Source organism: Kitasatospora sp. NPDC088861 (genome assembly GCF_044750105.1).
In the GTDB taxonomy this organism is placed as follows: Bacteria; Actinomycetota; Actinomycetes; order Streptomycetales; family Streptomycetaceae; genus Kitasatospora.
In genome coordinates this window covers 26,964-49,374 of the sequence record NZ_JBIVJF010000001.1, presented here as the reverse complement: position 1 = coordinate 49,374, position 22,411 = coordinate 26,964, and the positions used below count along the sequence as shown (strand labels likewise).

Sequence of the window (22,411 nt, the reverse complement as noted above, 5' to 3'; positions counted from 1 at the left end):
GCCCCCGGCGCGCCCTGGACAAGGCCCGGCCACCCCCACCCGCTACGGTGGAGGCCATGCCCGACGCCGAGCGTGACACCCCCTGCGGCCTGCACCTCTTCTGGGACGAGGCCGTCACCGCCTACGACTTCGGCCCCGGCCACCCGATGGACCCGACCCGGCTGGCGCTCACCATGCGCCTGGTCGAGGCCCTCGGACTGGACGCCGGGCCCGGGGTGACGGTGCGGGCCGCACCGCCCGCCGGCGAGTCCACCCTGCGGCTGGTGCACACCCGGGAGTACGTCGAGGCGGTCAAATACGCCGCCGCCCACCCCGACGAGTCGGATCCCCGGCACGGGCTCGGCACCGACGACAACTGGTCCTTTCCCGCTGTGCATTCGGCCTCCGCGCTGATCGCCGGTCAGTCCGTGGCCGCCGCCGAGGCGGTCTGGCGCGGGGAGACCCCGCACGCCGTGAACTTCGCCGGCGGGCTGCACCACGCGATGCCCGCCAAGGCCTCCGGCTTCTGCGTCTACAACGACCCGGCGCTGGCCGTCGCCCGGCTGCTCGAACTCGGCGCCGAGCGGGTCGCCTACGTCGACGTGGACGTCCACCACGGCGACGGCGTCCAGCAGGCCTTCTGGAACGACCCCCGGGTGCTCACGATCTCGCTCCACGAGCACCCCGCCACGCTCTTCCCGCAGACCGGCTGGCCCACCGAGACCGGCGGCCCGGACGCCCCCGGCTCCGCCGCCAACCTGCCGCTGCCGGCCGGCACCGGCGACGCCGGCTGGCTGCGCGCCTTCCACGCCGTGGTGCCCGAACTGCTCACCGCCTTCCGCCCGCAGGTCCTGGTCACCCAGCACGGTGCCGACACCCACCTGGAGGACCCGCTCGCCCACCTCGCCGTCACGCTGGACGCCCAGCGGATGATCGCCGAGGAACTGCACGACCTCGCCCACCGGCTCACCGGCGGCCGCTGGATCGCCACCGGCGGGGGCGGCTACGCCGTCGTGGACGTCGTCCCGCGCACCTGGACCCACCTGGTCGCCACCGCCGCCGGACGGCCCGTCGACCCGGCCACCGAGACCCCCGAGTCCTGGCGCGCCGAGGTCTACCGCCGCACCCGCCGGCCCGCCCCGCTGCGGATGACCGACGGCGCCCGACCGGTCTGGCGCGACTTCGACGCGGGTTACGATCCGGCCGACCGACTCGATCAGGCCATCCTCGCCAGCCGCCGCGCGGTGTTCCCCCACCTCGGCCTCCTGGCCTGAGACCGGCCTCCCCGCCCAGGTGCGGGTGGGCCGTGCGTACGCCCACTCCCGCGTTCCGCCGAGTGACTACGTACTGCAACAGTCCTATCTCTCACCGTACGAGGACCGCACCTCCCCTCTTCCCACTGGTACCACCCATAACTACTCTGGGGATACACGTGTGCCGGTGGAGTCACCGGAGGGGAAGCCGGTGCCTTGCACACGGGTGAAGGGTCGGGTGATGGTCATGAGTTCCGGCGAACGCCCCTTGCAGGAAGTCGTCTTCCTGACCGTGGCGGAGGTTGCCTCGGTCATGCGGGTGTCGAAGATGACGGTGTACCGGTTGGTGCACAGCGGAGAGCTGCCGGCCATCAGGGTCGGGCGGTCCTTCCGGGTGCCCCAGCAGGCGGTGCACGAGTACCTCAAGGAGTCCTACGTGAGGCTTGAGAGCGCGTAGTTCCGGGTGGGCGGGGGTGGGGCCGCAGCTGCGGATCCCACCCCCGTTCGCCGGGGATTCCCCGCGAGTTTCCCGGTCACCGGGAGCACGATTACGGCCCTGGGCCCGTGGACGGTAGGCTAGGCCGTCCGTCAGTCGTATGGACTCCGTCTCTCACGGGCGAGAGTCTCAGTGAGCGAGGGTTGTTCCGTGGGCTCTGTCATCAAGAAGCGTCGCAAGCGTATGGCCAAGAAGAAGCACCGCAAGCTTCTGAAGAGGACCCGCGTTCAGCGTCGCAACAAGAAGTAAGCGCCCCCGGCCGCGCTCAGCGCGCCCGGCGCTTCCACCGCCCGCCCAGGCCTCGGCCTGGGCGGGCGGTGTCGTTTCACGGCCCGGCAGGGCGGCACGGTACGGTGCACGCAGGCCGCTCGGGCCGAGGGAATGGGGTGCACACCGTGGGCGTGGTCGTGCTCGTCACCGGCGTGGCACGCCATCTCGGTGCCCGCTTCGCCGCCGAGGTCCGCCGTCGTCCGGGTGTGGACCTGGTGGTCGGCGTGGACGTGCAGCCGCCCCGGCTGCCGGTCGAGGAGCCGGAGGGACCGGCCGCCGAGTACCGCTTCCACCAGCTCGACCTGCGCCGCCCGGCGGTCTCCCGGGTGATCGCCGAGCACCGGGTCGACACCGTGGTCCACCTCAGCGTCAGCGCCACCGGCCTGGGCTCCACCAACCGCTCCGCGGTGAAGGAGTCCAACGTCATCGGCACCATGCAACTGCTCGGCGCCTGCCAGAAGGCGCCCGGGGTGCGCCGGTTGGTGGTGAAGTCGACCACCGGCGTCTACGGCTCCGCGCCCCGCGACCCGGCGGTGTTCACCGAGCGGATCCAGCCGAAGAACCCGCCCGGCGGCGGCTTCGCCAAGGACGCGGCGGAGGTCGAGGGCTACGTCCGCGGCTTCGCCCGGCGCCGCCCGGACGTCGCGGTGACGGTCCTGCGCTTCGCCAACATCGTCGGCCCCGGCGCGGACACCCCGCTCAGCGAGTACTTCGCGCTGCCCGTGCTGCCGACCGTCCTCGGCTACGACCCCCGGCTCCAGTTCGTGCACGAGGACGACGCCGTCGCGGTGCTCTGCCGGGCCGCCGCCGAGGCCGAGCCGGGCACCGTCAACACCGGGACCTTCAACGTGGCCGGGGAGGGCGTCCTGCTGCTCTCCCAGTGCGCCCGCCGGCTCGGCCGGCCGACCGTGCCGCTGCTGCTGCCCGCGGTCAGCTGGATGGCCGGGCTGGCCCGGCAGACCCGGCTGCTGGACGTCTCGCCGGAGCAGCTGCGGCTGCTCACCCACGGCCGGGTGGTGGACACCGCGCGACTGCGCGAGACGCTCGGCTACCGCCCGGCGTTCACCACCCCGGAGGCCTTCGCCGACTTCGCCGCCGCGCAGGGGCCCGGCCTGCTGCCGCCCGAGCGGCTGGCCGCCGTCACCGACCGGCTGGCCGCCCTGCTCGGCCCGGTGCGGGCCCCGGCCGCCGGCGTCCCCACCGTCCGTACCGACCGCCCCCGCCGACCCAGGAGCTGAACCCGCGATGAGTGCCGCAGCCGAGAACGCGCCGGGCGAGGCCAGGGTCATCCCGATCGAGTCCGCCCCCAGCTGGACCTCGCCCGACGACCCCGGGCCCGCCGACCGGCTCGCCGACGCCGTCGGCGGGGCGTTGTCCGGGCAGCTCGGTTCGGCGGCCACCAGACTGTTCGGCAAGGGCTGGGAGGGCCGGGCCGCGGACGGGCTGGCCTTCCTGCGCCGCCGGATCACCGGCGACTACGAGGTGGACGAGTTCGGCTTCGACCGGGAGCTCACCGAGGAGGTGCTGCTCGCCCTGCTGCGCCCGCTGGCCGAGAAGTACTTCCGGATCGAGGTCCAGGGAGTCGAGAACATCCCGGCCGAGGGCGGCGCGCTGATCGTCGCCAACCACTCCGGGACGATCCCGCTGGACGCCCTGATGACCCAGGTCGCCATCCACGACCACCACCCGCACCACCGGCACCTGCGGATGCTCGCCGCCGACCTGGTGTTCGTGCTGCCGGGCGTCAACGAGCTGGCCCGCAAGGCCGGCCACACGCTGGCCTGCAACGAGGACGCCCAGGCGCTGCTGGAGCGCGGCGAGGTGGTCGGGGTCTGGCCGGAGGGCTTCAAGGGCATCGGCAAGCCGTTCGCCGAGCGGTACAAGCTCCAGCGCTTCGGGCGCGGCGGCTTCGTCTCCTCGGCGCTGCGCGCGAAGGTGCCGATCGTGCCGTGCTCGATCGTCGGCGCCGAGGAGACCTACCCGATGATCGGCAACGTGAAGACGCTGGCCCGGCTGCTGGGCCTGCCGTACGTGCCGATCACGCCGACCTTCCCGTGGCTGGGGCCGCTGGGCGTGCTGCCGCTGCCGACCAAGTGGACCATCCGGTTCGGGGAGCCGATCGCCACCGACGGGTACCCGGCGGAGGCGGCGGACGACCCGATGCTGGTCTTCGACCTGGCCGACGAGGTGCGCGAGACGATCCAGCACACGCTCTACAAGCTGCTGGTGCAGCGGCGGTCGGTGTTCTTCTAGGTTTCCCGCGACCTTCGGGGGCCTCCCGTGGCCTCCGAGGCACGGCCGAGGGCCCCGGCGATCCCTGGAACTCCAGGGATCGCCGGGGCCCCGCGTCGTCCGGTCAGCCGCCGAGGAGCCGCAGCCCGGGCAGCAGGCCCGGGATCAGCGGGGGCACCTCGACGCCCTGCGGCTGGCCGGCGGCCGGGGCGCTGGGCGTGCCGGAGGGCGGCTGCGGTGCCTGCGGCGGGGCCGGGGCGGCGCTCGGCGAGGTCCTGCCGCCGGTGAGCCCGCTGGTGAGGTCCCCGACGAGCCCGTTGACGGCGTCCGGCGCGCTGCTGGGCAGGGTGCTCGGCAGGCCGCCGCCCTTGGCGCCGGTGCCGCCGGGTGTGCTGGCGCCGGTGCTGGCGGGGGCCCGCTCGGTGCCGCCGGGGCGGTTGTTGCCGCCGCTGGTCGCGCCGGTGGCACCGCCCTGGGCCGGGCCGTCGCCGGGCGCGGGGCCGGAGCCGTTCGCCGGGGTGTCGGCGGGGGCGCCGCCGGTGGCCGGGCCGGCCGTGTCGCCGCCCGCTCCGGTGCCGGCCGGGCCACCGCTCTTGGCGGCGGGCTGGGTCAGGCGCAGGGGCGCGACGTCCTCGCTTATGTCGTCGAAGAGCTGGTCGACCAGGTGGGCCTGCTGGGTCAGCTGGACGGGCAGCTGGCCCGCCAGTTCGGTCCAGCGGCCGTCCTCGCCCTGGGCGAAGCCGGCCAGGGCGCGCATCGGGCCGAGCGAGCCGTTGCTGCGGTAGACCGAGCGGAGCAGCTCGCGGCCCTTGATGGCGTCGGCGTGCATGTCGTCCAGCGCGCGGCGGACCCGTTCGACGGTGCCCGGGCTGAGCCCGGTGGCCGGGCCGGGGTGGCCGACCAGGGTCTTGGCCTCGCCGAGCCTGGTGGCGGCGTTGTCGAGCAGCAGTTCGCCGCGCTCGGAGTCGGTGTCCGCCAGGTCGAGCCTGAGCCCTTCGAGGCCGCGCTTCATGCCGTACAGCGTGTCCCCGGGGAGGGCGTTGGAGCTGGCGGCGGCGGCGCCGGCGAGGCTGCCGACGGCCAGTCCGGCGACCAGCCCGCCGATCGCGAACCGGCGGCTCCAGCGGCCGCGCGGCGCCGTCCGGATGGCCCGGTGCCGGCGTTGGCGGGGCACCGTGGCGCCCGGTCCGCCGGCGAAGGCCTGCTCGAACGCGGCCATCAGCTGGGCGCGTTGGACGGTCCGTACCTCCGGGTCCAGCGCCGGTCCGGGCATCGCGCCCAGTGCGTCGGTCAGGCCGACCAGTTGGGCCATCGCGACCGGACCGGCGCCGGTGGCAGCGGTGTTCGCCGATTCGGCGTCCGCTGCGCCGCGCTGCTCCGCCCGGTGGGCCTCCAGCGCCTCGGCGAAGGCCTTCGCCCGTCGGTGCTCCAGCACGTTTGCCGTCACGGGCCACACCTCCCTTCGTCGTTGTCGACACCCCGGCCTGCCGGACGGTTGCCTCGGCGGGCCAAAGCCACTCCATCGGGTGACAGGTCGCAATTCGGCTTGACCGTACGCCTGGTGGGGACTTGCATGCTGGCCAACGAGTGGTGCGGGCGGTGGGTTACGCACGGCTGATCATCGGATCGACCGTTCACCCGGACGTGTCGGTCGGGTGCGGACGGTGACGGCCCGTCGGGCCGCCCGCCGGCTATGCCGCCCCCGGTCACCGCGGCCTCACCGGGCGTCCGGCGGCAGCAGTCGGGCCAGGGTGCGGACGGCGCGGTACTGGAGGGTCTTGATGGCACCCTCGTTCTTGCCCATGATCCGCGCGGTCTCGGCCACCGAGAGCCCCTGGAGGAAGCGGAGCGTCACGCACTCCTGCTGCTGCGGGTTGAGCCGGTGCACCGCGTCCAGCAGGGCGGCGTTGGAGAGCGACTCCAGCACCGACTCCTCCGGGCTGCGCTCGCACTCGTTGGAGTCGAGCATCTCGCCGGTGGTCACCTCCAGCCGGAAGCGGCTGGACTTGAAGTGGTCGGCGACCAGGTTGCGGGCGATGGTCACTAGCCAGGCGCCGAAGTCCCGGCCCTGCCAGGTGAAGGTGCCGATCCGGCGCAGCGCGCGCAGGAACGTCTCGCTGGTGAGGTCCTCGGCGGTGGCCCGGCTGCCGACCCGGTAGTAGATGTAGCGGTAGACGGTGTCCGAGTAGTGGTCGTAGAGCCGGCCGAAGGCCTCGCTCTCGCCGGCCTGGGCCCGCTCGACCAGCTCCATGATCGGGTTGTGCTCGGTCTCGTAGCCGGGGCTCGGCGCGGTCCGGGCGCGGCCGCGGCCGACGCCGGTGCTGCCGGTGCGGCCGCGCGAGCCGGTGCCGGTGGAGCCGGCGGCGGTGGTGCGCAGCGCCAGGCCGGAGCCGTGCGGGTGTCCGAACGGGGCTCCGGCGGGCACGAGTTGGGGCGAGGCGGCGAGCTGGCTGCGGAGCAGGTTGCGCAGCAGGTCCAGGCCGGTGGAGATCTGCCGGTCGGCGACGGGGCGGCCGCGGAGGCCGGTGCGGGGGCGCAGAGGCGCGGACGACGGGCGGGAGGGTGCAGGCGCGTCGTTCCGGACGGGTGGGTACACGGGACTCCCAGAGGCAGAACTGTGGACGGATCACCTCCGCCTGCGCGGAGAGCACTCCCGCGCCGCCCGTTCGAGCGGGGCGCGTGGGTGACGTGCATCCAGGAGAGAATAACGCTTTGTGCAATGACAGCTACACCGTGTGGTCGAAGTGGTCGTTTGGGATCCATTTATCGCGCATATTCGGCTGACACTGACCGGACCTGTCATCGTTCATCCGGCTCAACGTGACCGTTCGGGCGCCCAGGGTGACCAATTCGGCGGTCAGGCCGGTGGTTTCCCAGTCTTGAGGCCCGGCAACCCCCGACTTTCCCGGTCTGGCGAACGATCAGAACCAGTCACCGGGTGACAGGTTCGTTCATTGGGCCGGAAAGCCGTACCGGAAACGGGAGTTCGCCCGTACGAGGGGCCAGGTCAGAGGCCTGGTTGACGGCCGGTCACCCGCGCGGGGAGGCCGTGGGGAGGCCGCGGGCAGGCCTGTCGGCTGGGGGCGCGACCGGGGGTGGCGGAAGCCCGTCAGGCGCAGCGGCGGCGGCGGTTCAGGGCCACCCCGGCGGCCGCCGCACCCGCGAGCACCCCGAGCGCGGCTGCGGCCGGCAGTCCCACCCGGGCCGCCTTCCGGCCGGTCCGGAAGTCCCGCACCCGCCAGCCCTGGGCCCGGGCGTGGCGGCGCAGCGCGCCGTCCGGGTTCACCACGTACGGGTGGCCGACCAGCGAGAGCATCGGGATGTCGTTGGCCGAGTCGCTGTACGCGGCGCAGCGGTCGAGGTCCAGCCGCTCGTGCCGGGCCAGCGCGTGCACCGCGGCCGCCTTGGCCGGGCCGTGCAGCAGCTCGCCGACCAGCCGGCCGGTGTACCGGCCGCCGTCGGCCTCGGCGACGGTGCCCAGGGCGCCGGTCATGCCGAGCCGGCGGGCGATCACCCGGGCCACCTCCAGCGGGGCGGCGGTGACCAGCCAGACCCGCTGGCCGGCGTCCAGGTGCATCTGGACCAGGGCGCGGGTGCCGGGCCAGATCTTGTCGGCCACGACCTGCTCGAAGACCTCCTCGCAGATCGCCTCCAGGTCGGCGGTGCTCTTCCCGGCGACCAGGCCGAGCGCGGTGTGCTGGGCGTCCGAGATGTGCTCCGGGTCCTCGGCGCCGTTCAGCCGGAACCAGGCCTGCTGCCAGGCGAACCGGGCGATGTCGCGGCGGGTGAGGAAGCCGCGCCGGTAGAGGCCGACCCCGAGGTAGAAGATCGCGGCCCCGCGCAGGATGGTGTTGTCGCAGTCGAAGAACGCGGCGGCGCGCGGGTCGCCCGGCTCGGGGGTGTGGTTCTCGGCCGGGGCCTTGGGCGCCTTGCCGGGCCTGCCCGCGGCGGGCGCGGCGCTCCCGGAGCTCTCGGCGCTCTCGGTGCTCCCGGCGGCGACCTCGGCCGGAGCGGTGCTCCCGGCGGGCGCGGTGCTCTCCGCGGGGGCGGTGGCCGACTCCGGCTCGGCCTGCAGCGCAGCTGCCGCCGCCTCGGCGGCAGCCTCGCCCGCCAGGGCGCTCCGCTCGGTGGTGGAACGCTTCGCCTGGGTGAGCCTTCGGAGCACGGCCATGTCATCGAGCATAGCCAGCCGGGCGCGCGGCGGCCGTGACGGCGGCGTGCCCGCGCGGTGAACACCGGGCGGTCCCGGGCCCCGGCGGGGCGGTCGCCGGGCGGGCGGACAATGGCCGGGTGAGCCCACTGCTGCGACGTGACAAGAGCCCGAAGCCCGCGCCGGCCGACCGCACCGTGACCCTGGTCGGCAAGCCCGGCTGCCATCTGTGCGACGACGCCCGGGAGGTGATCGTCCGGGTGGCGGGCGAGCTGGGCGCGACCTTCGAGGAGAAGGACATCACCCAGGACGAGGAGTTGTACCGGCGCTACTGGGAGCAGATCCCGGTGACCCTGATCGACGGGCGCCAGCACGACTTCTGGCGGGTCGACGAGCGCCGCCTGCGCGCCGCCCTCGGCGGCTGACCGCTCCCGCGCACCGCCGCTGCCGCCCCGCCACTCGGCGGGGGCGGTTCGCCGAATCGTTGTCAAAGACACCCCGGTCCGGCTTGGGCCGGGGCCGGTTGGTCGGCTTACGATCGAACGCGTTTGCGCCCGAGGGGGGCTGAGCACGCGAGGAGTGCCGCCATGCTTCCCGGCCCGACCCCTGGGACGCCCGAAGCCCCGCCGGGCGCCAGGGGCTTCGCCGTGGTGGACGTGGAGGCGACCGGCCGCAGCCCGTGGCGGCACCGGGTGGTCGAGATCGCGGTGGTCCTGCTGGACGAGCGGCTGCGCCCGGAGGGGGAGTTCGCCACCCTGCTCGACCCGCTGGGCCCGGTCGGTCCGACCCACGTGCACCGGATACACCAGGCGGACGTCGAGGGCGCCCCGCGTTTCCGGGAGATCGCCCCGCGGCTGCTGGAGCTGCTGGCCGGCCGGGTGCTGGTGGGTCACCACGTCAGCTGCGACCACAAATTCCTGGATCGCGAGTTCGCCCGGATCGGGGTCGCGCTGCCGCCCGTGCCGCTGCTGTGCACGATGCGGCTGGCCCGCGCCCACCTGCCGCAGGCCCGCGGCCACGGCCTGGCGGCCTGCGTGGAGGCGGCGGGCCTGGGCTGGTACCCGGCGCACACCGCGCTGGGCGACGCCCGGGTGACCGCCGAGCTGCTGCGGCACTGCGTCGGCGTCCCGTCCTGCCCGCCGGACGACTGGGCGGGCCCGCTGCGCGAGGCGGCCCGGGTGCCCTGGCCGCGGCTGGGCCGGGCCCGCTCCCGCCCGTCCGGCACGCCCGTCCCGCTGGTGCGCCGGGAGGCGCCGTACGGCCCGTGGCTGCCCGGGGTGCCCGCCCCGGCCGTCCTCCTGACGGAGCGCGGTGCTATGGGCTCGACGGCGTGATGCGCATCACTGTGTGGGGACAAAACGGACACCATCTTTGTGCACACGTTCACAAACGCATAGCCTGGCTGCCAAAGCCCAGCTTCACCCACAGGAGCACCGTGGCAATCGGCCGATCACCACAGAGCAGTTCGCAGACGCCCGACCAGGGCGCCGCGCGCCGACCCTCGCGTGCCCGGGGCATCCCGGAGGCGACCGTCGCCCGCCTCCCCCTCTACCTGCGCGCGCTCACCGCGCTCTCCGAGCGTTCGGTGCCGACGGTCTCCTCCGAGGAGCTGGCCGCCGCCGCCGGCGTGAACTCGGCGAAGCTGCGCAAGGACTTCTCCTACCTGGGCTCCTACGGCACCCGCGGCGTCGGCTACGACGTCGAGTACCTCGTCTACCAGATCTCCCGCGAGCTGGGCCTGACCCAGGACTGGCCGGTCGTCATCGTCGGCATCGGGAACCTCGGCCACGCCCTCGCCAACTACGGCGGCTTCGCCTCCCGCGGTTTCCGGGTGGCCGCCCTGCTGGACGCCGACCCGAACGTGGTCGGCGGCAGCGCGGCCGGCCTGCCGGTGCGGCACATGGACGAGCTGGAGTCGATCGTCGAGAGCCAGCACGTCTCGATCGGTGTGATCACCACCCCGCCCGGCGCCGCCCAGCAGGTCTGTGACCGGCTGGTGGAGGCCGGCGTCACCAGCATCCTCAACTTCGCCCCGACCGTGCTGACTGTCCCGGACGGCGTGGACGTGCGCAAGGTCGACCTCTCCATCGAGCTGCAGATCCTGGCCTTCCACGAGCAGCGCAAGGCCGGCGAGGAGCCGGACCGCACCGAGTCGGTGCTGGACCGCGCCCCGGGCCCGGTCCGGGCGGCGGCGGCCAAGCTGCGCCGCGCGGCGGGCGGCAGCGGCAAGGGCCGCGGCACCGCCGAGACCGCGGCCAAGGACCAGGCCGAGCAGGGCCAGTCCGGCAAGGGCGGGGAGGGCGATCTCCCCGCGGTGATGCCCGCATGAGCGAGCGAGTCAGCCGCAGGACGCAGGTCGTGCGAAGCGCCCGCCGAGCGGTGCGGGGCGGCATGAGTACGGACAACCGTGGGACCTGGGGGCGGGCGTGAGTCTTCTCGTCGTTGGACTGAGCCATCGCACGGCGCCGGTCGGCGTGCTGGAGCGCGCCGCGCTGACCGGTGAGGTGCCGACCCGGCTGCTGCACGACGCGGCCGCCACCGCGACCGTCGCCGAGGCCGCGCTGCTCAACACCTGCAACCGGATCGAGCTGTACGCGGACGTGGACAAGTTCCACGCCGGCGTTGCCGAGCTGTCGCTGCTGCTCGCCCATCACAGCGGGGTGGACCTGGAGGAGCTGACCTCCCACCTCTACGTCCACTACGAGGACCGCGCCGTCCACCACCTGTTCTCGGTGGCCTGCGGCCTGGACTCGATGGTGGTCGGCGAGGGCCAGATCCTCGGCCAGCTGCGCGACGCGCTGGCCACCGCGCAGGAGGAGCACACCGCCGGGCGCGGCCTGAACGAGCTGTTCCAGCAGGCGCTGCGGGTCGGCAAGCGGGCGCACAGCGAGACCGGCATCGACAAGGCCGGACAGTCGCTGGTGACCTTCGGCCTGGAGCAGGTCGCGGCGGGCGCGGGCGAGATCGCCGGCAAGCGGGCGCTGGTGGTCGGCGCGGGCTCGATGAGCTCGCTGGCCGCCGCCACCCTGGTCCGCTCCGGCGTCACCGACGTGCTGATCGCCAACCGGACGCCGGCCCGCGCCGAGCGCCTGGTCGAGATCCTCGGCTCCGGCGTGGCCCGCACCCTGGACCTGGCCAAGGTGCCGGAGGCGCTGGCCGACGTCGACCTGGTGATCTCCTGCACCGGCGCGGCCGGCGTGGTGGTCAAGGCCGGGGACGTGGCCGCCGCGGTCGCCGCCCGCACCGCCGACCAGCCGCTCGCCCTGCTCGACCTGGCCATGCCGCGCGACGTCGACCACGCCGTGCACGAGCTGCCCGGCGCCCTGCTGGTGGACCTGGAGAGCCTCTCCCGCGCGCACGCGGCCACCCCCGGCGCCGGTGACGTGGACCAGGTCGGCCGGATCGTCGCCGACGAGGTGGCCGCCTTCGGCGCCGCCCAGCGGGCCGCCCGGATCGCGCCGACCGTGGTCGCGCTGCGGGCGATGGCCTCCGGCGTGGTCTCCGCCGAGCTGGGCCGGCTGGACTCCCGGCTGCCCGACCTGGACGAGCGCTCCCGCGCGGAGATCACCCAGACCGTCCGCCGCGTCGTCGACAAGCTGCTGCACGCCCCGACCGTCCGGGTGAAGCAGTTGGCCGCCGAGCCCGGCGGCGCCTCCTACGCGGACGCGCTGCGCGAGTTGTTCGACCTCGACCCGGCGGCCGTGCACGCCGTGTCGGGCACACCCGTCGGCGGCCCCCAGCCCTCGGGCGGGGGCACCAGATGAACCGTCAGCCATCCCACGAGTACCACCGGGACGATCACCTCATGAATGGTCAACCGATCACGGAGCAGACTCCGGCCGCCACCGCGACCCTGCGGCTCGGCACCCGGCGCAGCGCGCTCGCCATGGCCCAGTCGGGCATGGTGGCCCGCGAGGTCACCCGGGTCACCGGGCGCCCCGTCGAGCTGGTCGAGATCACCACCTACGGCGACACCTCCCGGGAGGCGCTGGCGCAGATCGGCGGCACCGGCGTGTTCGTCTCCGCCCTGCGGGACGCGCTGCTGGAGGGCCGGATCGACTTCGCCGTGCACTCGCTCAAGGACCTGCCCACCGCCGCCCCGGAGGGCCTGGCGCTGGCCGCCGTCCCCGAGCGCGAGGACGCCCGGGACGCCCTGGTCGCCGCCGAGGGCCTGACCCTGGACGAGCTGGTGGAGAAGCTGGCCGGCGCCGGCCGCCCGGCCCGGATCGGCACCGGCTCGCCGCGCCGGATGGCCCAGCTGAACGCCTGGGCCACCGCCCGCGGCGCCGCGCTGGAGACCGTCGCGATCCGCGGCAACGTGGACACCCGGATCGGCTACGTGACCAGCGGCGAGCTGGACGCGGTGGTGCTGGCCACGGCCGGCCTCAACCGGCTCGGCCGCAGCGCCGAGATCTCCCAGCACCTCGACCCGGAGCTGATGGTTCCGGCCCCCGGCCAGGGCGCGCTCGCGATCGAGTGCACCAGCGCCGACACCGACCTGACCGCCGCGCTCGCCGCCCTGGACCACGCCCCCACGAGGGTCGCCGTGGTCGCCGAGCGGGCCCTGCTGGCCACCCTGGAGGCCGGCTGCTCGGCTCCGGTGGCCGCGCTGGCCACCTGGGTCCGACCGAACGAACTGCGGCTGGAGGGCGTGGTCGGCGACCCCGACGGCGCCGCCCTGCTGAAGATGTCCGCCAACGGTCCGATCGTCCTCGACGAGACCGCCGAGCAGCACGCGACGGCCCTCGGCCGCGCGCTGGCCGCCCGGCTGCTCGACGCGGGCGCGGCCACCCTGATGGGGGAGCGAGCCCGATGAGCCCCACCGCCGCCACCGAAACCCCGTTCCCGGGCGGCCAGTCCGCCACCGGACGGTGCACCTTCCTGGGCGCGGGCCCCGGGGACCCGGGGCTGCTGACCCTGCGCGCGGTCGAGGTGCTGTCCTCGGCCGACATCCTGGTCGCCGACCCGCTGACCGCGGTGGCCGTGCGCACCCACTGCCCGGCCGGTGTGCAGGTGCACACCCCGGCCGCCGAGGGCGCGGACTTCGACCTGGCCCGGCTGGTCGCCGAGGCCGTGCGGGCCGGCAAGCACGTGGTCCGCACCGTCGACGGCGACCCGGGCCTGGACGGCTGCGCCGCCGAGGAGATGCTCAGCTGCGCCGGCGACGGCATCCCCTTCGAGGTGATCCCGGGCGTCGCCCAGTCGGTCGGCGTCCCGGCGTACGCGGGCGTCCCGCTGCGCGGTGCGGCCGGCACCGACGTGCGCTTCGTGGACGGCACCGCGCTGCTGGCCGGCAGCCCGGTGGACCTGGGCGCGCCGGAGACCACCCTGGTGGTCCGGACCACCCTGGGCCAGCTGCCGGCCACCGCGGGCGCCCTGGTCGCCAACGGCCGCAAGCCGGAGTCGGCGCTGAGCGCCACGCTCTCCGGCACCACCACCCGCCAGCGGACCTTCACCTCCACCCTGTCCGGCATCGCCGCCGACCTGAAGGCCGCCCGGGTGCTGCCCTCGCCGGTCTCCGCCCCGGTGGACCCGGCGACCTCGGTGATAGCCGTGGTGGGCGAGCAGGTCGCCCACCGGTCCTCGCACTCGTGGTTCGAGACCAAGCCGCTGTTCGGCTGGAACGTGCTCGTGCCGCGCACCAAGGAGCAGGCCACCGGCCTGTCCGAGCAGCTGCGCTCGTACGGCGCGGTGCCGCAGGAGGTGCCGACCATCGCGGTCGAGCCGCCGCGCACCCCGCAGCAGATGGAGCGGGCCATCAAGGGCCTGGTCACCGGCCGCTACGAGTGGATCGCCTTCACCTCGGTGAACGCGGTCCGGGCGGTCCGGGAGAAGTTCGAGGAGTACGGCCTGGACGCCCGCGCGTTCGCCGGGATCAAGGTCGCGGCGGTCGGCGAGACCACCGCGCAGGCCCTGGTGGACTTCGGCGTGAAGCCGGACCTGGTGCCCTCCGGCGAGCAGTCCGCGGCCGGCCTGCTGGAGGACTGGCCGCCGTACGACCCGGTGTTCGATCCGATCGACCGGGTCCTGCTGCCGCGCGCCGACATCGCCACCGAGACCCTGGTGGCCGGCCTGGTCGAGCTGGGCTGGGAGGTCGACGACGTGACGGCGTACCGGACGGTGCGCGCTTCGCCGCCGCCGGCCGAGACCCGCGAGGCGATCAAGGGCGGCGGCTTCGACGCGGTGCTCTTCACCTCGTCCTCGACCGTGCGGAACCTGGTCGGCATCGCGGGCAAGCCGCACAACGTCACGGTCATCGCCTGCATCGGCCCGGCCACCGCCAAGACCGCCGAGGAGCACGGCCTGCGGGTCGACGTGATGGCCCCGGCGCCGTCGGCGGCCGCGCTGGCCCAGGCGCTGGCAGACTTCGGGGCCAGGCGCCGCGACACCGCCACGGCCGCCGGCGAGCCGGTCTACCGGCCCAGCGAGCGCCGTCCGGGTTCGCGCCGCAAGGCCCGCTGACACCCTCGGGACCGGGGGCGGCGATCCGTCGCCCCCGGCACTGCACAACCGTTCGGAGAGAGAAGCCGTGTCCGCTGAATTCCCGTACGTACGCCCGCGCCGGCTGCGCCAGAGCCCGGCGATGCGCCGCCTGGTCGCCGAGACCCGGCTGCACCCGGCGGAGCTGATCCTGCCGCTGTTCGTCCGCGAGGGCGTCAGCGAGCCCGTCCCGGTCACCTCCATGCCGGGCGTGGTCCAGCACACCCGGGACACCCTGCGCAAGGCCGCGGTGGAGGCGGCCGAGGCGGGCCTGGGCGGCCTGATGCTGTTCGGCGTGCCGGTCGTGCAGGACGCCACCGGCAGCGAGGGCACCAACCCGGACGGCATCCTCCAGCAGGCGATCCGCGACGTGGTCGCCGAGGTCGGCGACGCCCTGGTGGTCATGTCCGACCTCTGCCTGGACGAGTACACCGACCACGGCCACTGCGGCGTGCTGGCCGCCGACGGCAGCGTGGACAACGACGCCACCCTGGAGCGCTACGCCGAGATGGCCCGGGTGCAGGCGGACGCGGGGGTCCACCTGGTCGGCCCGTCCGGCATGATGGACGGCCAGATCGGCGTGATCCGGCGGGCGTTGGACGAGGCCGGGCACCAGGACGTGGGCATCCTCGCCTACACCGCCAAGTACGCCTCGGCGTTCTTCGGGCCGTTCCGCGAGGCGGTCGGCTCCTCGCTCAAGGGCGACCGCAAGAGCTACCAGCAGGACCCGGCCAACGCCCGTGAGGCGCTGCGCGAGCTGGAGCAGGACCTCGCCGAGGGCGCCGACCTGGTGATGGTCAAGCCGGCCATGGCCTACCTGGACATCCTGCGCCAGGTCGCCGACGCCTCCCCGGTGCCGGTCGCCGCGTACCAGGTGTCCGGCGAGTACGCGATGGTCGAGGCGGCCGCGGCGAACGGCTGGATCGACCGGGAGCGGATGATCATGGAGACGCTCACCTCGATCCGCCGCGCCGGCGCCGAGCAGATCCTCACCTACTGGGCGGTCGAGGCCGCCGCGATGCTCAAGTAGTCGGCGGTCACTCGCCCGCTCGCCTCAGGCTCGCTCGGGGCGGTGCGGGCAACGAGAAGGCCGGGCCGTTCCCCGTGGGGGCGGCCCGGCCTTCCGGGTTCTACTTCCAGCCGTTGATGTGCGCGAAGCCCTCGCCGCCGCCGATCACGTCGGTGGAGGTGGCGGCGCCGCCGCCGAAGCCGCCGGCGATGACGTCGCTGGTGTGGCCGACGCCGAAGCCGGCACCGGCCACGAACGGCTGGTCGCCCGAGGCGACGAACTCGCCGCCGCCCGCGAAGCCGACGTGCGCGAACGCCGGGGTGGCGGCACCCGCGAGCGCCAGCGCGGCGGTGGCGGTCAGTGCGGCCTTGGCCAGCTTGCTCTTCATGGAAATGCCCTCTCTTTCGGAGCGCCCCGGCGGGCGCTGCCTCTGACACGTGATCACATCCGGCCGTTCGGGTCGGCACCCCACGCGCCGGTCCGAACGTCCGCTCACCCGGCCGGTCCGCGCCTGTTCGGCGGCGGCCGGCCGGACACCTCGCCCGTGGCGCCTCGAGCGCCCGTAGCGCCCGGAGGGCCCGGGGAGACGTACCTCCCCGGGCCCTCCGTCCGTGCCGTGCCCCTTGATCAGCCGATCAGGTGCGAAACGCCCGCGTCGCCCGAGGACTGGGTGTTCTGGCCGACGTTGCAGATCTGCTTCGGGGTGCTGTTCAGGATCGGCACCTCGACCGGAACCGCGACGCCGACCACGGCGACGGCGATGTTGTGGACCTCCGGCAGGCAGATGTTCGCGTTGTCCAGGGTGTGGAAGTTCGGGCTGCCGTTGCCGTGGGTGCCGGTCTGGTTGGTGCCGCCGTTGCCCTGGACGGAGGTGGCGGCGCCGTCCGAGTCGACGATGGCGGAGGCCGAGCCGGCGGACATCGCGATGGCGGCGGCGGCCAGGCCGGCGGCGGCGAGGGACTTCTTGATCATTTCCGGTTTTCCTCTCGAGGGGTGAATCGGGGAGCGATTCGAAGGGTGGTTCAGGGGAGTGCAGCTGGGGGAACGGTCAGCCGATCAGGTGGGACACGCCCGCGTCGCCGTGGCTCTGGGTGCCCTGGCCCTGGGTGCAGTACTGCTTGCCACCGCTGTTGGCGATCGGGACCTCGACCGGGACGGCCACGCCGAGCACGCCCACCGCGATGTTGTGGATCTCGGGGAGGCAGACGTTCGCGTTGTCCAGGAAGTGGAAGTTCGGGCTGTTGTTCCCGACCGTGCCGGTGAAGTTGGTGCCGCCGTTGCCCTCGATGGAGGCTGCGGCGCCGTCCGCGTCACCGATCGCCGAGGCGGGCGCGGCGGCGGCGGCCAGCGCGGCGACGGCCAGGCCGGCGGCGGCGAAGGACTTCTGGATCATGGGGAGATCCCTCTCTGAAATGCTCTTGGTTTCCGTGCGTACAACGCGTAGAACGCTCAGACCCGGTCTGCAGTCACTGACGTCCAGATCAAAGAATGACGGCACGGAAGGTTACGGGGATTTTTGAAAAGAGTCCGGGAGGCGCGTCGAAGAGTGGTTTCCGGTCGGATTATTAGGCCGAACCGGTTAACCGCCGCAATCCGTACTCACGGTCACTCGTTGAGGCAGATTGCTTTCCGGCTGCGCCCCGCAGCCCCTCCCTTCAGGGATCTCCAGTACGGACAGGCAGAACGGTGAAAAGCATGAAGTTCTCCAAGCGGGCCGGCGCGATGCTGTTGGCGGTCGGTGCGGGCATGCTCGCCTCCCAGGGAGCGGCCAGTGCCGCCCCGGTCAGCCCCGACCAGGTCGGTGCCCTGGAGGACAAGCTGGCCACCCAGCAGGTCCCGGCGGACGTTCCGCTCACCCCGCTCGGCAGCCGCGTCACGGCCGGCATCCCGACCTCGCTGCTCCTGCCGCCGGCGCCCGGCCGCACCACCAGCACCGAGCTCATCCCGGACCGGCTGGTCCCCGAGCTGCAGACCGGGAAGGTCGGCCCGAGCGCCAAGGCCCAGTTGCCGCTCCCGCTGGTCGACCAGGGCGCCGACCTCGGCCAGGTGCTGCTGGAGGCCCCGGCCGCGCCGCTGCACGCCGACACCCCCGGCCTCGCCGTCGGCAAGCCGCTCGCCCTCGTCCAGGACGGCACCGGCCAGCTGGCCGACGGCCGGCTCAAGGTGGGCGAGGTGGACCCGCGACTGGTCACCGGCACGGTGCAGGCCGTTCCGGGTGCCACTGCCAGCCTCGGCGACGACGACCACCCGATCTCGGTCACCGACAAGGTGGGCGACCTGGCCGCGACCACCACCGCGACCACCACCGGCGTGGTGCAGCAGACCGGCCTGACCGACCTGACCCAGCTCTGAGCCCAGCGGCTCCGGGCACGGTGGAGCCCGGCACCCCGGACGCGACCGGGGTGCCGGGCTCCCGCCTGCGCCGGGCGGCTCAGCCCGGCAGCACGCCGGTCAGCCCACCGACCAGCGGGAGGTCCCGGATGCCGCCGCCCGCGCTCAGCGGGCCGGTCAGCCCGCCGGTGCCGACCGGGGCCAGGCCCTGGTCGGGCTTGACGGTCGCGCCGTTGTTGAGCACGTCGGCCGAGGAGTTCGCCCACGGGTCCAGGCGCAGGTCCTTGACCGGCGCGAGCCCGTAGCCGAGGCCGGAGGTCGTCCCGTTCAGCGCCTGACCGACATCGGTCTTCGCCAGCTTGGCCGGGCCCGACGCGGGGGCCGAACCGGTCGTGGTGGCGGCCTGCGCCGAGCCGGTGCCGAGCAGCACCGTGGCGCCGACGGCGACGACCAGGCAGGCCCCGCTCTTCTTCGAAACCATGCGGATCACCCTTCGGTGGATCGGGGGCCGGACGGCCACCGGCCGCCCGGGGATGCCGAACTGCCCCCCGGCCGGCTGGTCGGGGGGCAGTACGGCCGGAACGGGTGCCGATCGGGGATCAGCAGTCGTCCGCGGGCGGCGGGGGGAGCTCCACGTTGGCGCAGCTGTTGCCGAACGCCGGGTTCAGCAGGCCGACGATGTTGATGGAGTTGCCGCACAGGTTGACCGGGATGTGCACCGGGATCTGGACCTGGTTGCCGGAGACGACACCGGGGGAGCCGGCGGCCACGCCCTCGGCGCCGGAGCTGGCGGCGGCGGACCCGGCCGCGCCGAGCACCAGGCCGGCAGCGGCGGCGGACAGGACGGCGGCCTTCTTCACGTTCTGCATGGGGGTTGATCTCCTCGATCACACACGGGTGGAGCGTGCCGCGCCCCGGCGTCGCGGGGCGCGGCACTCGGTGAATCAGCTGTCGACGGTGCGGCGACGGCCGGTTCAGCCGGCGTTGACGCAGGTGTTGCCGAACGCCGGGTTGAGCAGGCCGATGACGTTGATGGAGTTGCCGCACAGGTTGATCGGGACGTGCACCGGGATCTGGATCTGGTTGCCGGAGAGCACGCCGGGGGAGCCGGCGGCCACGCCCTCGGCGCCGGAGCTGGCGAACGCACCGCCGGCGGCACCGAGGACCAGACCGGTGGCGGCCAGGGACAGGACGGCGGCCTTCTTGAAGTTGCGCATGTCTTTCCTCCGTTTTCTGCCCGACGGATGGGAAATGTCGGGAGCCGGGCGAGCACGAATACTCACCCGCTGGCTTCTGGGGATTGCCGTGATTGTCACTCCGGCGGCGCACACCGGCGTGTTTCGCCCATGGCTCGGGCGTCGACGCGGCCGCCGCGTTCTTCCAGCACCTCGCGAACAATTCCCGCACGGCCGGGAGCGGTTCGGGCGGAGGTGCGACCAGGGGAATTCCCGGTCAGGCGCTGAGGCAGTTATTGCCGAACGCCGGGTTCAGAAGGCCCACCACGTCGATCGAGTTGCCGCACACGTTGAGCGGAATGTGCACGGGCACCTCCACTGAGTTGCCCGAGACCACGCCGGCCGAGCCGGCCGCGACACCCTCGGCGGACGCGCCGTGCAGGTGGTGGGCGGATGCGACGCCGGCGCCGGCGGCGAGCAGGGCGGCGCTGGCCGCGGTGCCGACGACGCCGTGGGCGAGCTTGCGCATGGGCGGTACTCGATTCGTGTGAAGGGGACCGGGTGGATCGTGTTCCGCCAGAGAGAACGAGGCACCGCGCGAGGGGAAACGGTCCGGTCCGCTGATCACCCGAATGCCGGTCGCCGTCCCCGTTGGGCCGGATGGGTGACAGTGCGTCCACTGTCGCAACCGGCCCGGGTGGGTGTCGTTCTTGATGTCGCACTCCCCGTGCATCTCTGTATGAACAGTCAGGAGGCTCGTATGAGCATCAAGAAGACCGCCGCCGTCGGCGCGGCCGTGGTGGGCATCGTGGCCGCCGGCGCCGGCACCGCGATGGCCAGCTCCGGCGCCGAGGGTGTCGCCGCGGGTTCCCCCGGTGTCATCTCGGGCAACCAGGTTCAGGTTCCGGTTCACGTGCCGGTCAACCTGTGCGGCAACACCATCGACATCATCGGCCTGCTGAACCCGGCGTTCGGCAACCACTGCGCCAACCTGGGCTGATCCTGCTCCCGGTTCGGCCGGTACGAGCCGCCGTTCCGCGCTTCCCTCCTGGGGCGCGGGGCGGCGGCTCTCCGCATGTCCGGGGGCGTGTCGGGGCGTCAGGTTCCGGCGGTGTCGCAAGCCTTGTTGCGTTACTTGTCAGTACCTAGAATATGAGACCTGCTCACCTTTCTTGCTCCGCGCCGCTCGGCGCCCGGCCGGGCGGCCCCCCACCCCCCCCCCCGCAAGGAGTCGCGTGTGATCAGGTCCCGACTGACAGCGGCGCGGCGGCCCCGGACGGTGGCGCGCCGCTCCCCGTACGGCGCACTGCTCGCCACCGGCGCCCTCGTCGCCGCCCTCGGCCTGGCCGGCGCCCCCGCCGCCCTCGCCGACCCGGCCCCCGCGGCCGGCGCCACCCGCCCGGCCGCCATCGTCGCCCTGGGCGACAGCGCCATCTCCGGGGAGGGCGCCGGCACCGACACCAACGACGGCTACTTCCCGGAGACCGACAGCCCCACCAACTACTGCCACCGGCACCCCAAGTCGGAGATCTTCGTCACCGACATCCCCGGGGTCACCCCGATCGACCTCGCCTGCTCCGGTGCCCAGACCGGCGACCTGGTCAGCGATCCCGAACTCGCCAAGGTCACCGGCTCCGGCAGCGGCGACTTCGGCGAGCCCAAACAGGACGTCAAACTCGCCGACGCGGCGGGCAGGTACGACGTGAAGATGGTCGTCGTCACGATCGGCGCCAACGACGACTTCGACTTCAGCGGGATCATGATGCACTGCCTCGCGCAGTACTTCCCGATCCCCAAGGACCAGGGCTGCCGCGACACCATCGGCAGCGACGAGATCGTCCAGCGCGCCAAGCGGGTCCAGCCCAAGGTCGTCGCCGCGCTCCAGAACATCCGGCAGACCATGCGGAAGGCGGGCTACGCCGACTCCTCGTACCAGCTGGTCTACCAGTCGTACTTCAATCCGATCACCCCGGACATCCGGCGCAACGACTACCTCGGCAAGGTCGCCGACGGCTGCCCGGCCTTCCCCGAGGACCTGGCCTGGGGCCACAACTGGGTGGTGCCGACCTTCAGCGACGCGCTGCGCGGCGCCGCCGAGCAGGTGCCCGGCGTGCGCTACCTCGACCAGCGGCGGGTCGCCTTCGGCCACGAGGTCTGCGCGGAGTGGACCAGTTCCCCGTACGAGTACAGCAACGGGGACGTCATCAACCTCGCCGAGTGGGCCCGCAACGGCTGCGACTCGCAGATCGGCATCCCCGGGCTGTGCATGAACATGGTCCGCCAGTCGTACCACCTGAGGGTGGCCGGCTACCGAGGCGAGGGCGTCTGCCTCGGCCAGTTCTTCGCCAAGCCCGAACTGGCGCAGGCCTACTGCACCCTCAACCAGCAGAACACCACCTCCATCCAGCCGCTCACCCCCGGGCAGCCGTTCGCGGACGTCCCCGAGGACGGCTCCTGGTACCAGCTCACCAACGCGGCCAGCGGCAACGCGCTCGACCTCACCGGCGGCGGCACCTACGGCGACTCCACCAACGGCCGGGCCGCCATCACCTATCCGGCCACCGGCGGGCTCAACCAGTCCTTCGTCCTGGAGGCCAAGGCCGGCGGCAGCTACGAGCTCGACTTCAGCGGCAACCGGGACATGTGCCTGGACGCCAACGCCGCCTCCACCACCGCCGGCACCCGCATCCAGCAGTGGCGTTGCAACGGCGGCGGCAACCAGCACTGGGTCCTCAAGCCGGCCGGTGGTGGCCGCTACAAGATCGCCGACTCCCAGGACCCGACCAAGGTGATCGCCCCCGGCACCACCCTCGACGCCAAGGGCAACCCCGCCGTCGAACTCGCCACCGACACCGGCGCCGCGACCCAGCTCTGGCAGCTCACCAAACTCGGCATCGTCTACCTCCACGGCTGATCCCGGGCACCTCCGCGGCGTGGGCCCCCCCCCCCCGGGGGGGGGGGGCCCCCCGGGGTTTTGGGGGGGGGGGGGGGGGGGGGGGGGGGGGGGGGGGGGGGGGGGGGGAACCAAAAAAACAG

Annotated in this window: 25 protein-coding genes; 15 read left to right on the top strand and 10 right to left on the bottom strand. The window is 73.7% G+C overall.

The genetic code is table 11. The features are described from left to right. Positions 1-56: 56 nt before the first annotated feature. The 5 genes from ACIP37_RS00260 (at position 57) to ACIP37_RS00240 (ending at position 4,251) form a co-directional block, all read left to right on the top strand. On the top strand, positions 57-1,253 hold the full coding sequence (locus ACIP37_RS00260) for an acetoin utilization protein AcuC (protein WP_363587767.1): 1,197 nt from the start codon (positions 57-59) through the stop codon (positions 1,251-1,253). A 226-nt stretch (positions 1,254-1,479) separates the two neighbouring features. Further along, on the top strand, positions 1,480-1,689 hold the full coding sequence (locus ACIP37_RS00255; protein WP_063351305.1) for a helix-turn-helix domain-containing protein: 210 nt from the start codon (positions 1,480-1,482) through the stop codon (positions 1,687-1,689). A gap of 189 nt (positions 1,690-1,878) precedes the next feature. After that, positions 1,879-1,977, top strand: a complete 99-nt coding sequence (locus ACIP37_RS00250; RefSeq protein WP_003948845.1) for a 30S ribosomal protein bS22 — start codon at positions 1,879-1,881, stop codon at positions 1,975-1,977. A gap of 146 nt (positions 1,978-2,123) precedes the next feature. Next, positions 2,124-3,236 carry an NAD-dependent epimerase/dehydratase family protein gene (locus tag ACIP37_RS00245; protein WP_363587801.1) on the top strand — a complete coding sequence of 371 codons (1,113 nt, stop codon included), beginning with the start codon at positions 2,124-2,126 and terminating at the stop codon, positions 3,234-3,236. Positions 3,237-3,243: 7 nt separating this feature from the next. Further along, a complete protein-coding gene (locus ACIP37_RS00240; RefSeq protein ID WP_363587769.1) occupies positions 3,244-4,251 on the top strand; it encodes a lysophospholipid acyltransferase family protein in 1,008 nt (335 codons plus the stop codon). A gap of 103 nt (positions 4,252-4,354) precedes the next feature. On the opposite strand, the gene ACIP37_RS00235 is transcribed toward ACIP37_RS00240, so the two are convergent. From ACIP37_RS00235 to ACIP37_RS00225, 3 genes are all read right to left on the bottom strand, one after another. Then, the gene (locus ACIP37_RS00235; protein WP_363587771.1) at positions 4,355-5,677 is read right to left on the bottom strand and encodes a DUF5667 domain-containing protein; all 1,323 of its coding nucleotides are present in this window, start codon (positions 5,675-5,677) and stop codon (positions 4,355-4,357) included. Between the two features lie 270 nt (positions 5,678-5,947). Continuing rightward, positions 5,948-6,769, bottom strand: coding sequence for an ECF subfamily RNA polymerase sigma factor, BldN family (locus ACIP37_RS00230; protein WP_363587803.1), 822 nt, complete (start codon positions 6,767-6,769; stop codon positions 5,948-5,950). Between the two features lie 570 nt (positions 6,770-7,339). Next, positions 7,340-8,401, bottom strand: coding sequence for an HAD-IB family hydrolase (locus ACIP37_RS00225; protein ID WP_400809988.1), 1,062 nt, complete (start codon positions 8,399-8,401; stop codon positions 7,340-7,342). 119 nt (positions 8,402-8,520) lie between these two features. On the opposite strand from ACIP37_RS00225, the gene ACIP37_RS00220 reads away from it, so the two are divergent. From ACIP37_RS00220 to hemB, 7 genes are all read left to right on the top strand, one after another. Further along, complete coding sequence (locus ACIP37_RS00220; protein ID WP_063348853.1) at positions 8,521-8,805, top strand: glutaredoxin family protein; 285 nt, start codon at positions 8,521-8,523, stop codon at positions 8,803-8,805. 162 nt (positions 8,806-8,967) lie between these two features. Continuing rightward, a complete protein-coding gene (locus tag ACIP37_RS00215) occupies positions 8,968-9,714 on the top strand; it encodes a 3'-5' exonuclease (RefSeq protein WP_363632223.1) in 747 nt (248 codons plus the stop codon). Between the two features lie 107 nt (positions 9,715-9,821). Then, positions 9,822-10,709, top strand: coding sequence for a redox-sensing transcriptional repressor Rex (locus ACIP37_RS00210; protein ID WP_363587805.1), 888 nt, complete (start codon positions 9,822-9,824; stop codon positions 10,707-10,709). 97 nt (positions 10,710-10,806) lie between these two features. Continuing rightward, positions 10,807-12,144, top strand: coding sequence for a glutamyl-tRNA reductase (locus ACIP37_RS00205; protein WP_363632221.1), 1,338 nt, complete (start codon positions 10,807-10,809; stop codon positions 12,142-12,144). Positions 12,145-12,185: 41 nt separating this feature from the next. After that, positions 12,186-13,196 (top strand): hydroxymethylbilane synthase, encoded by a 1,011-nt coding sequence (gene hemC / locus ACIP37_RS00200; RefSeq protein ID WP_363587777.1) that lies wholly within the window; start codon positions 12,186-12,188, stop codon positions 13,194-13,196. Next, positions 13,193-14,842, top strand: coding sequence for a bifunctional uroporphyrinogen-III C-methyltransferase/uroporphyrinogen-III synthase (locus tag ACIP37_RS00195; RefSeq protein WP_363587779.1), 1,650 nt, complete (start codon positions 13,193-13,195; stop codon positions 14,840-14,842). Before hemC ends, ACIP37_RS00195 begins: the two co-directional genes overlap by 4 nt. Positions 14,843-14,909: 67 nt before the next feature. Next, positions 14,910-15,890 (top strand): porphobilinogen synthase, encoded by a 981-nt coding sequence (hemB, locus tag ACIP37_RS00190; RefSeq protein ID WP_400842938.1) that lies wholly within the window; start codon positions 14,910-14,912, stop codon positions 15,888-15,890. 100 nt (positions 15,891-15,990) lie between these two features. Here the strand turns inward: hemB and ACIP37_RS00185 are convergent, their stop codons facing one another. From ACIP37_RS00185 to ACIP37_RS00175, 3 genes are all read right to left on the bottom strand, one after another. Next, positions 15,991-16,257, bottom strand: coding sequence for a hypothetical protein (locus tag ACIP37_RS00185; RefSeq protein WP_063348859.1), 267 nt, complete (start codon positions 16,255-16,257; stop codon positions 15,991-15,993). A gap of 239 nt (positions 16,258-16,496) precedes the next feature. Continuing rightward, positions 16,497-16,841: a rodlet layer protein gene (locus ACIP37_RS00180; RefSeq protein WP_363587783.1), complete on the bottom strand. Its 345-nt coding sequence runs from the start codon at positions 16,839-16,841 to the stop codon at positions 16,497-16,499. 76 nt (positions 16,842-16,917) lie between these two features. Then, positions 16,918-17,262: a hypothetical protein gene (locus tag ACIP37_RS00175; protein ID WP_030232098.1), complete on the bottom strand. Its 345-nt coding sequence runs from the start codon at positions 17,260-17,262 to the stop codon at positions 16,918-16,920. A 302-nt stretch (positions 17,263-17,564) separates the two neighbouring features. Between ACIP37_RS00175 and ACIP37_RS00170 the strand changes: the two genes are divergently transcribed. Beyond that, the gene (locus tag ACIP37_RS00170; protein ID WP_363617823.1) at positions 17,565-18,221 is read left to right on the top strand and encodes a hypothetical protein; all 657 of its coding nucleotides are present in this window, start codon (positions 17,565-17,567) and stop codon (positions 18,219-18,221) included. A 79-nt stretch (positions 18,222-18,300) separates the two neighbouring features. On the opposite strand, the gene ACIP37_RS00165 is transcribed toward ACIP37_RS00170, so the two are convergent. The 4 genes from ACIP37_RS00165 to ACIP37_RS00150 all read right to left on the bottom strand — a co-directional run bounded on the left by ACIP37_RS00165 (position 18,301) and on the right by ACIP37_RS00150 (position 19,904). Further along, positions 18,301-18,681 (bottom strand): hypothetical protein, encoded by a 381-nt coding sequence (locus tag ACIP37_RS00165; RefSeq protein WP_363632219.1) that lies wholly within the window; start codon positions 18,679-18,681, stop codon positions 18,301-18,303. A 118-nt stretch (positions 18,682-18,799) separates the two neighbouring features. After that, positions 18,800-19,069 (bottom strand): chaplin, encoded by a 270-nt coding sequence (locus ACIP37_RS00160; protein WP_063348863.1) that lies wholly within the window; start codon positions 19,067-19,069, stop codon positions 18,800-18,802. Between the two features lie 105 nt (positions 19,070-19,174). Continuing rightward, positions 19,175-19,417: a chaplin gene (locus ACIP37_RS00155; protein ID WP_363587789.1), complete on the bottom strand. Its 243-nt coding sequence runs from the start codon at positions 19,415-19,417 to the stop codon at positions 19,175-19,177. 235 nt (positions 19,418-19,652) lie between these two features. Further along, positions 19,653-19,904: a chaplin gene (locus ACIP37_RS00150; RefSeq protein WP_363374899.1), complete on the bottom strand. Its 252-nt coding sequence runs from the start codon at positions 19,902-19,904 to the stop codon at positions 19,653-19,655. 231 nt (positions 19,905-20,135) lie between these two features. Here ACIP37_RS00150 and ACIP37_RS00145 point away from each other — a divergent pair, with 231 nt between their 5' ends. Both ACIP37_RS00145 and ACIP37_RS00140 read left to right on the top strand, forming a co-directional pair. Further along, on the top strand, positions 20,136-20,375 hold the full coding sequence (locus ACIP37_RS00145; RefSeq protein ID WP_363587791.1) for a chaplin: 240 nt from the start codon (positions 20,136-20,138) through the stop codon (positions 20,373-20,375). Positions 20,376-20,612: 237 nt separating this feature from the next. Then, the gene (locus tag ACIP37_RS00140) at positions 20,613-22,289 is read left to right on the top strand and encodes an RICIN domain-containing protein (RefSeq protein WP_363632217.1); all 1,677 of its coding nucleotides are present in this window, start codon (positions 20,613-20,615) and stop codon (positions 22,287-22,289) included. Positions 22,290-22,411: the final 122 nt, after the last annotated feature.

What these genes read in the sequence shown, in the direction of transcription:
- ACIP37_RS00180 (WP_363587783.1), bottom strand. Translation starts at nt 16,841, where the DNA reads ATGATCAAGAAGTCCCTCGCCGCCGCCGGCCTGGCCGCCGCCGCCATC.
- ACIP37_RS00170 (WP_363617823.1), top strand. Translation starts at nt 17,565, where the DNA reads ATGAAGTTCTCCAAGCGGGCCGGCGCGATGCTGTTGGCGGTCGGTGCG.
- ACIP37_RS00165 (WP_363632219.1), bottom strand. Translation starts at nt 18,681, where the DNA reads ATGGTTTCGAAGAAGAGCGGGGCCTGCCTGGTCGTCGCCGTCGGCGCC.
- ACIP37_RS00260 (WP_363587767.1), top strand. Translation starts at nt 57, where the DNA reads ATGCCCGACGCCGAGCGTGACACCCCCTGCGGCCTGCACCTCTTCTGG.
- ACIP37_RS00155 (WP_363587789.1), bottom strand. Translation starts at nt 19,417, where the DNA reads ATGCGCAACTTCAAGAAGGCCGCCGTCCTGTCCCTGGCCGCCACCGGT.
- ACIP37_RS00160 (WP_063348863.1), bottom strand. Translation starts at nt 19,069, where the DNA reads ATGCAGAACGTGAAGAAGGCCGCCGTCCTGTCCGCCGCCGCTGCCGGC.
- ACIP37_RS00175 (WP_030232098.1), bottom strand. Translation starts at nt 17,262, where the DNA reads ATGATCCAGAAGTCCTTCGCCGCCGCCGGCCTGGCCGTCGCCGCGCTG.
- ACIP37_RS00215 (WP_363632223.1), top strand. Translation starts at nt 8,968, where the DNA reads ATGCTTCCCGGCCCGACCCCTGGGACGCCCGAAGCCCCGCCGGGCGCC.
- ACIP37_RS00240 (WP_363587769.1), top strand. Translation starts at nt 3,244, where the DNA reads ATGAGTGCCGCAGCCGAGAACGCGCCGGGCGAGGCCAGGGTCATCCCG.
- ACIP37_RS00185 (WP_063348859.1), bottom strand. Translation starts at nt 16,257, where the DNA reads ATGAAGAGCAAGCTGGCCAAGGCCGCACTGACCGCCACCGCCGCGCTG.
- ACIP37_RS00255 (WP_063351305.1), top strand. Translation starts at nt 1,480, where the DNA reads ATGAGTTCCGGCGAACGCCCCTTGCAGGAAGTCGTCTTCCTGACCGTG.
- ACIP37_RS00225 (WP_400809988.1), bottom strand. Translation starts at nt 8,401, where the DNA reads ATGGCCGTGCTCCGAAGGCTCACCCAGGCGAAGCGTTCCACCACCGAG.
- ACIP37_RS00195 (WP_363587779.1), top strand. Translation starts at nt 13,193, where the DNA reads ATGAGCCCCACCGCCGCCACCGAAACCCCGTTCCCGGGCGGCCAGTCC.
- hemC (WP_363587777.1), top strand. Translation starts at nt 12,186, where the DNA reads ATGAATGGTCAACCGATCACGGAGCAGACTCCGGCCGCCACCGCGACC.
- ACIP37_RS00150 (WP_363374899.1), bottom strand. Translation starts at nt 19,904, where the DNA reads ATGCGCAAGCTCGCCCACGGCGTCGTCGGCACCGCGGCCAGCGCCGCC.
- ACIP37_RS00145 (WP_363587791.1), top strand. Translation starts at nt 20,136, where the DNA reads ATGAGCATCAAGAAGACCGCCGCCGTCGGCGCGGCCGTGGTGGGCATC.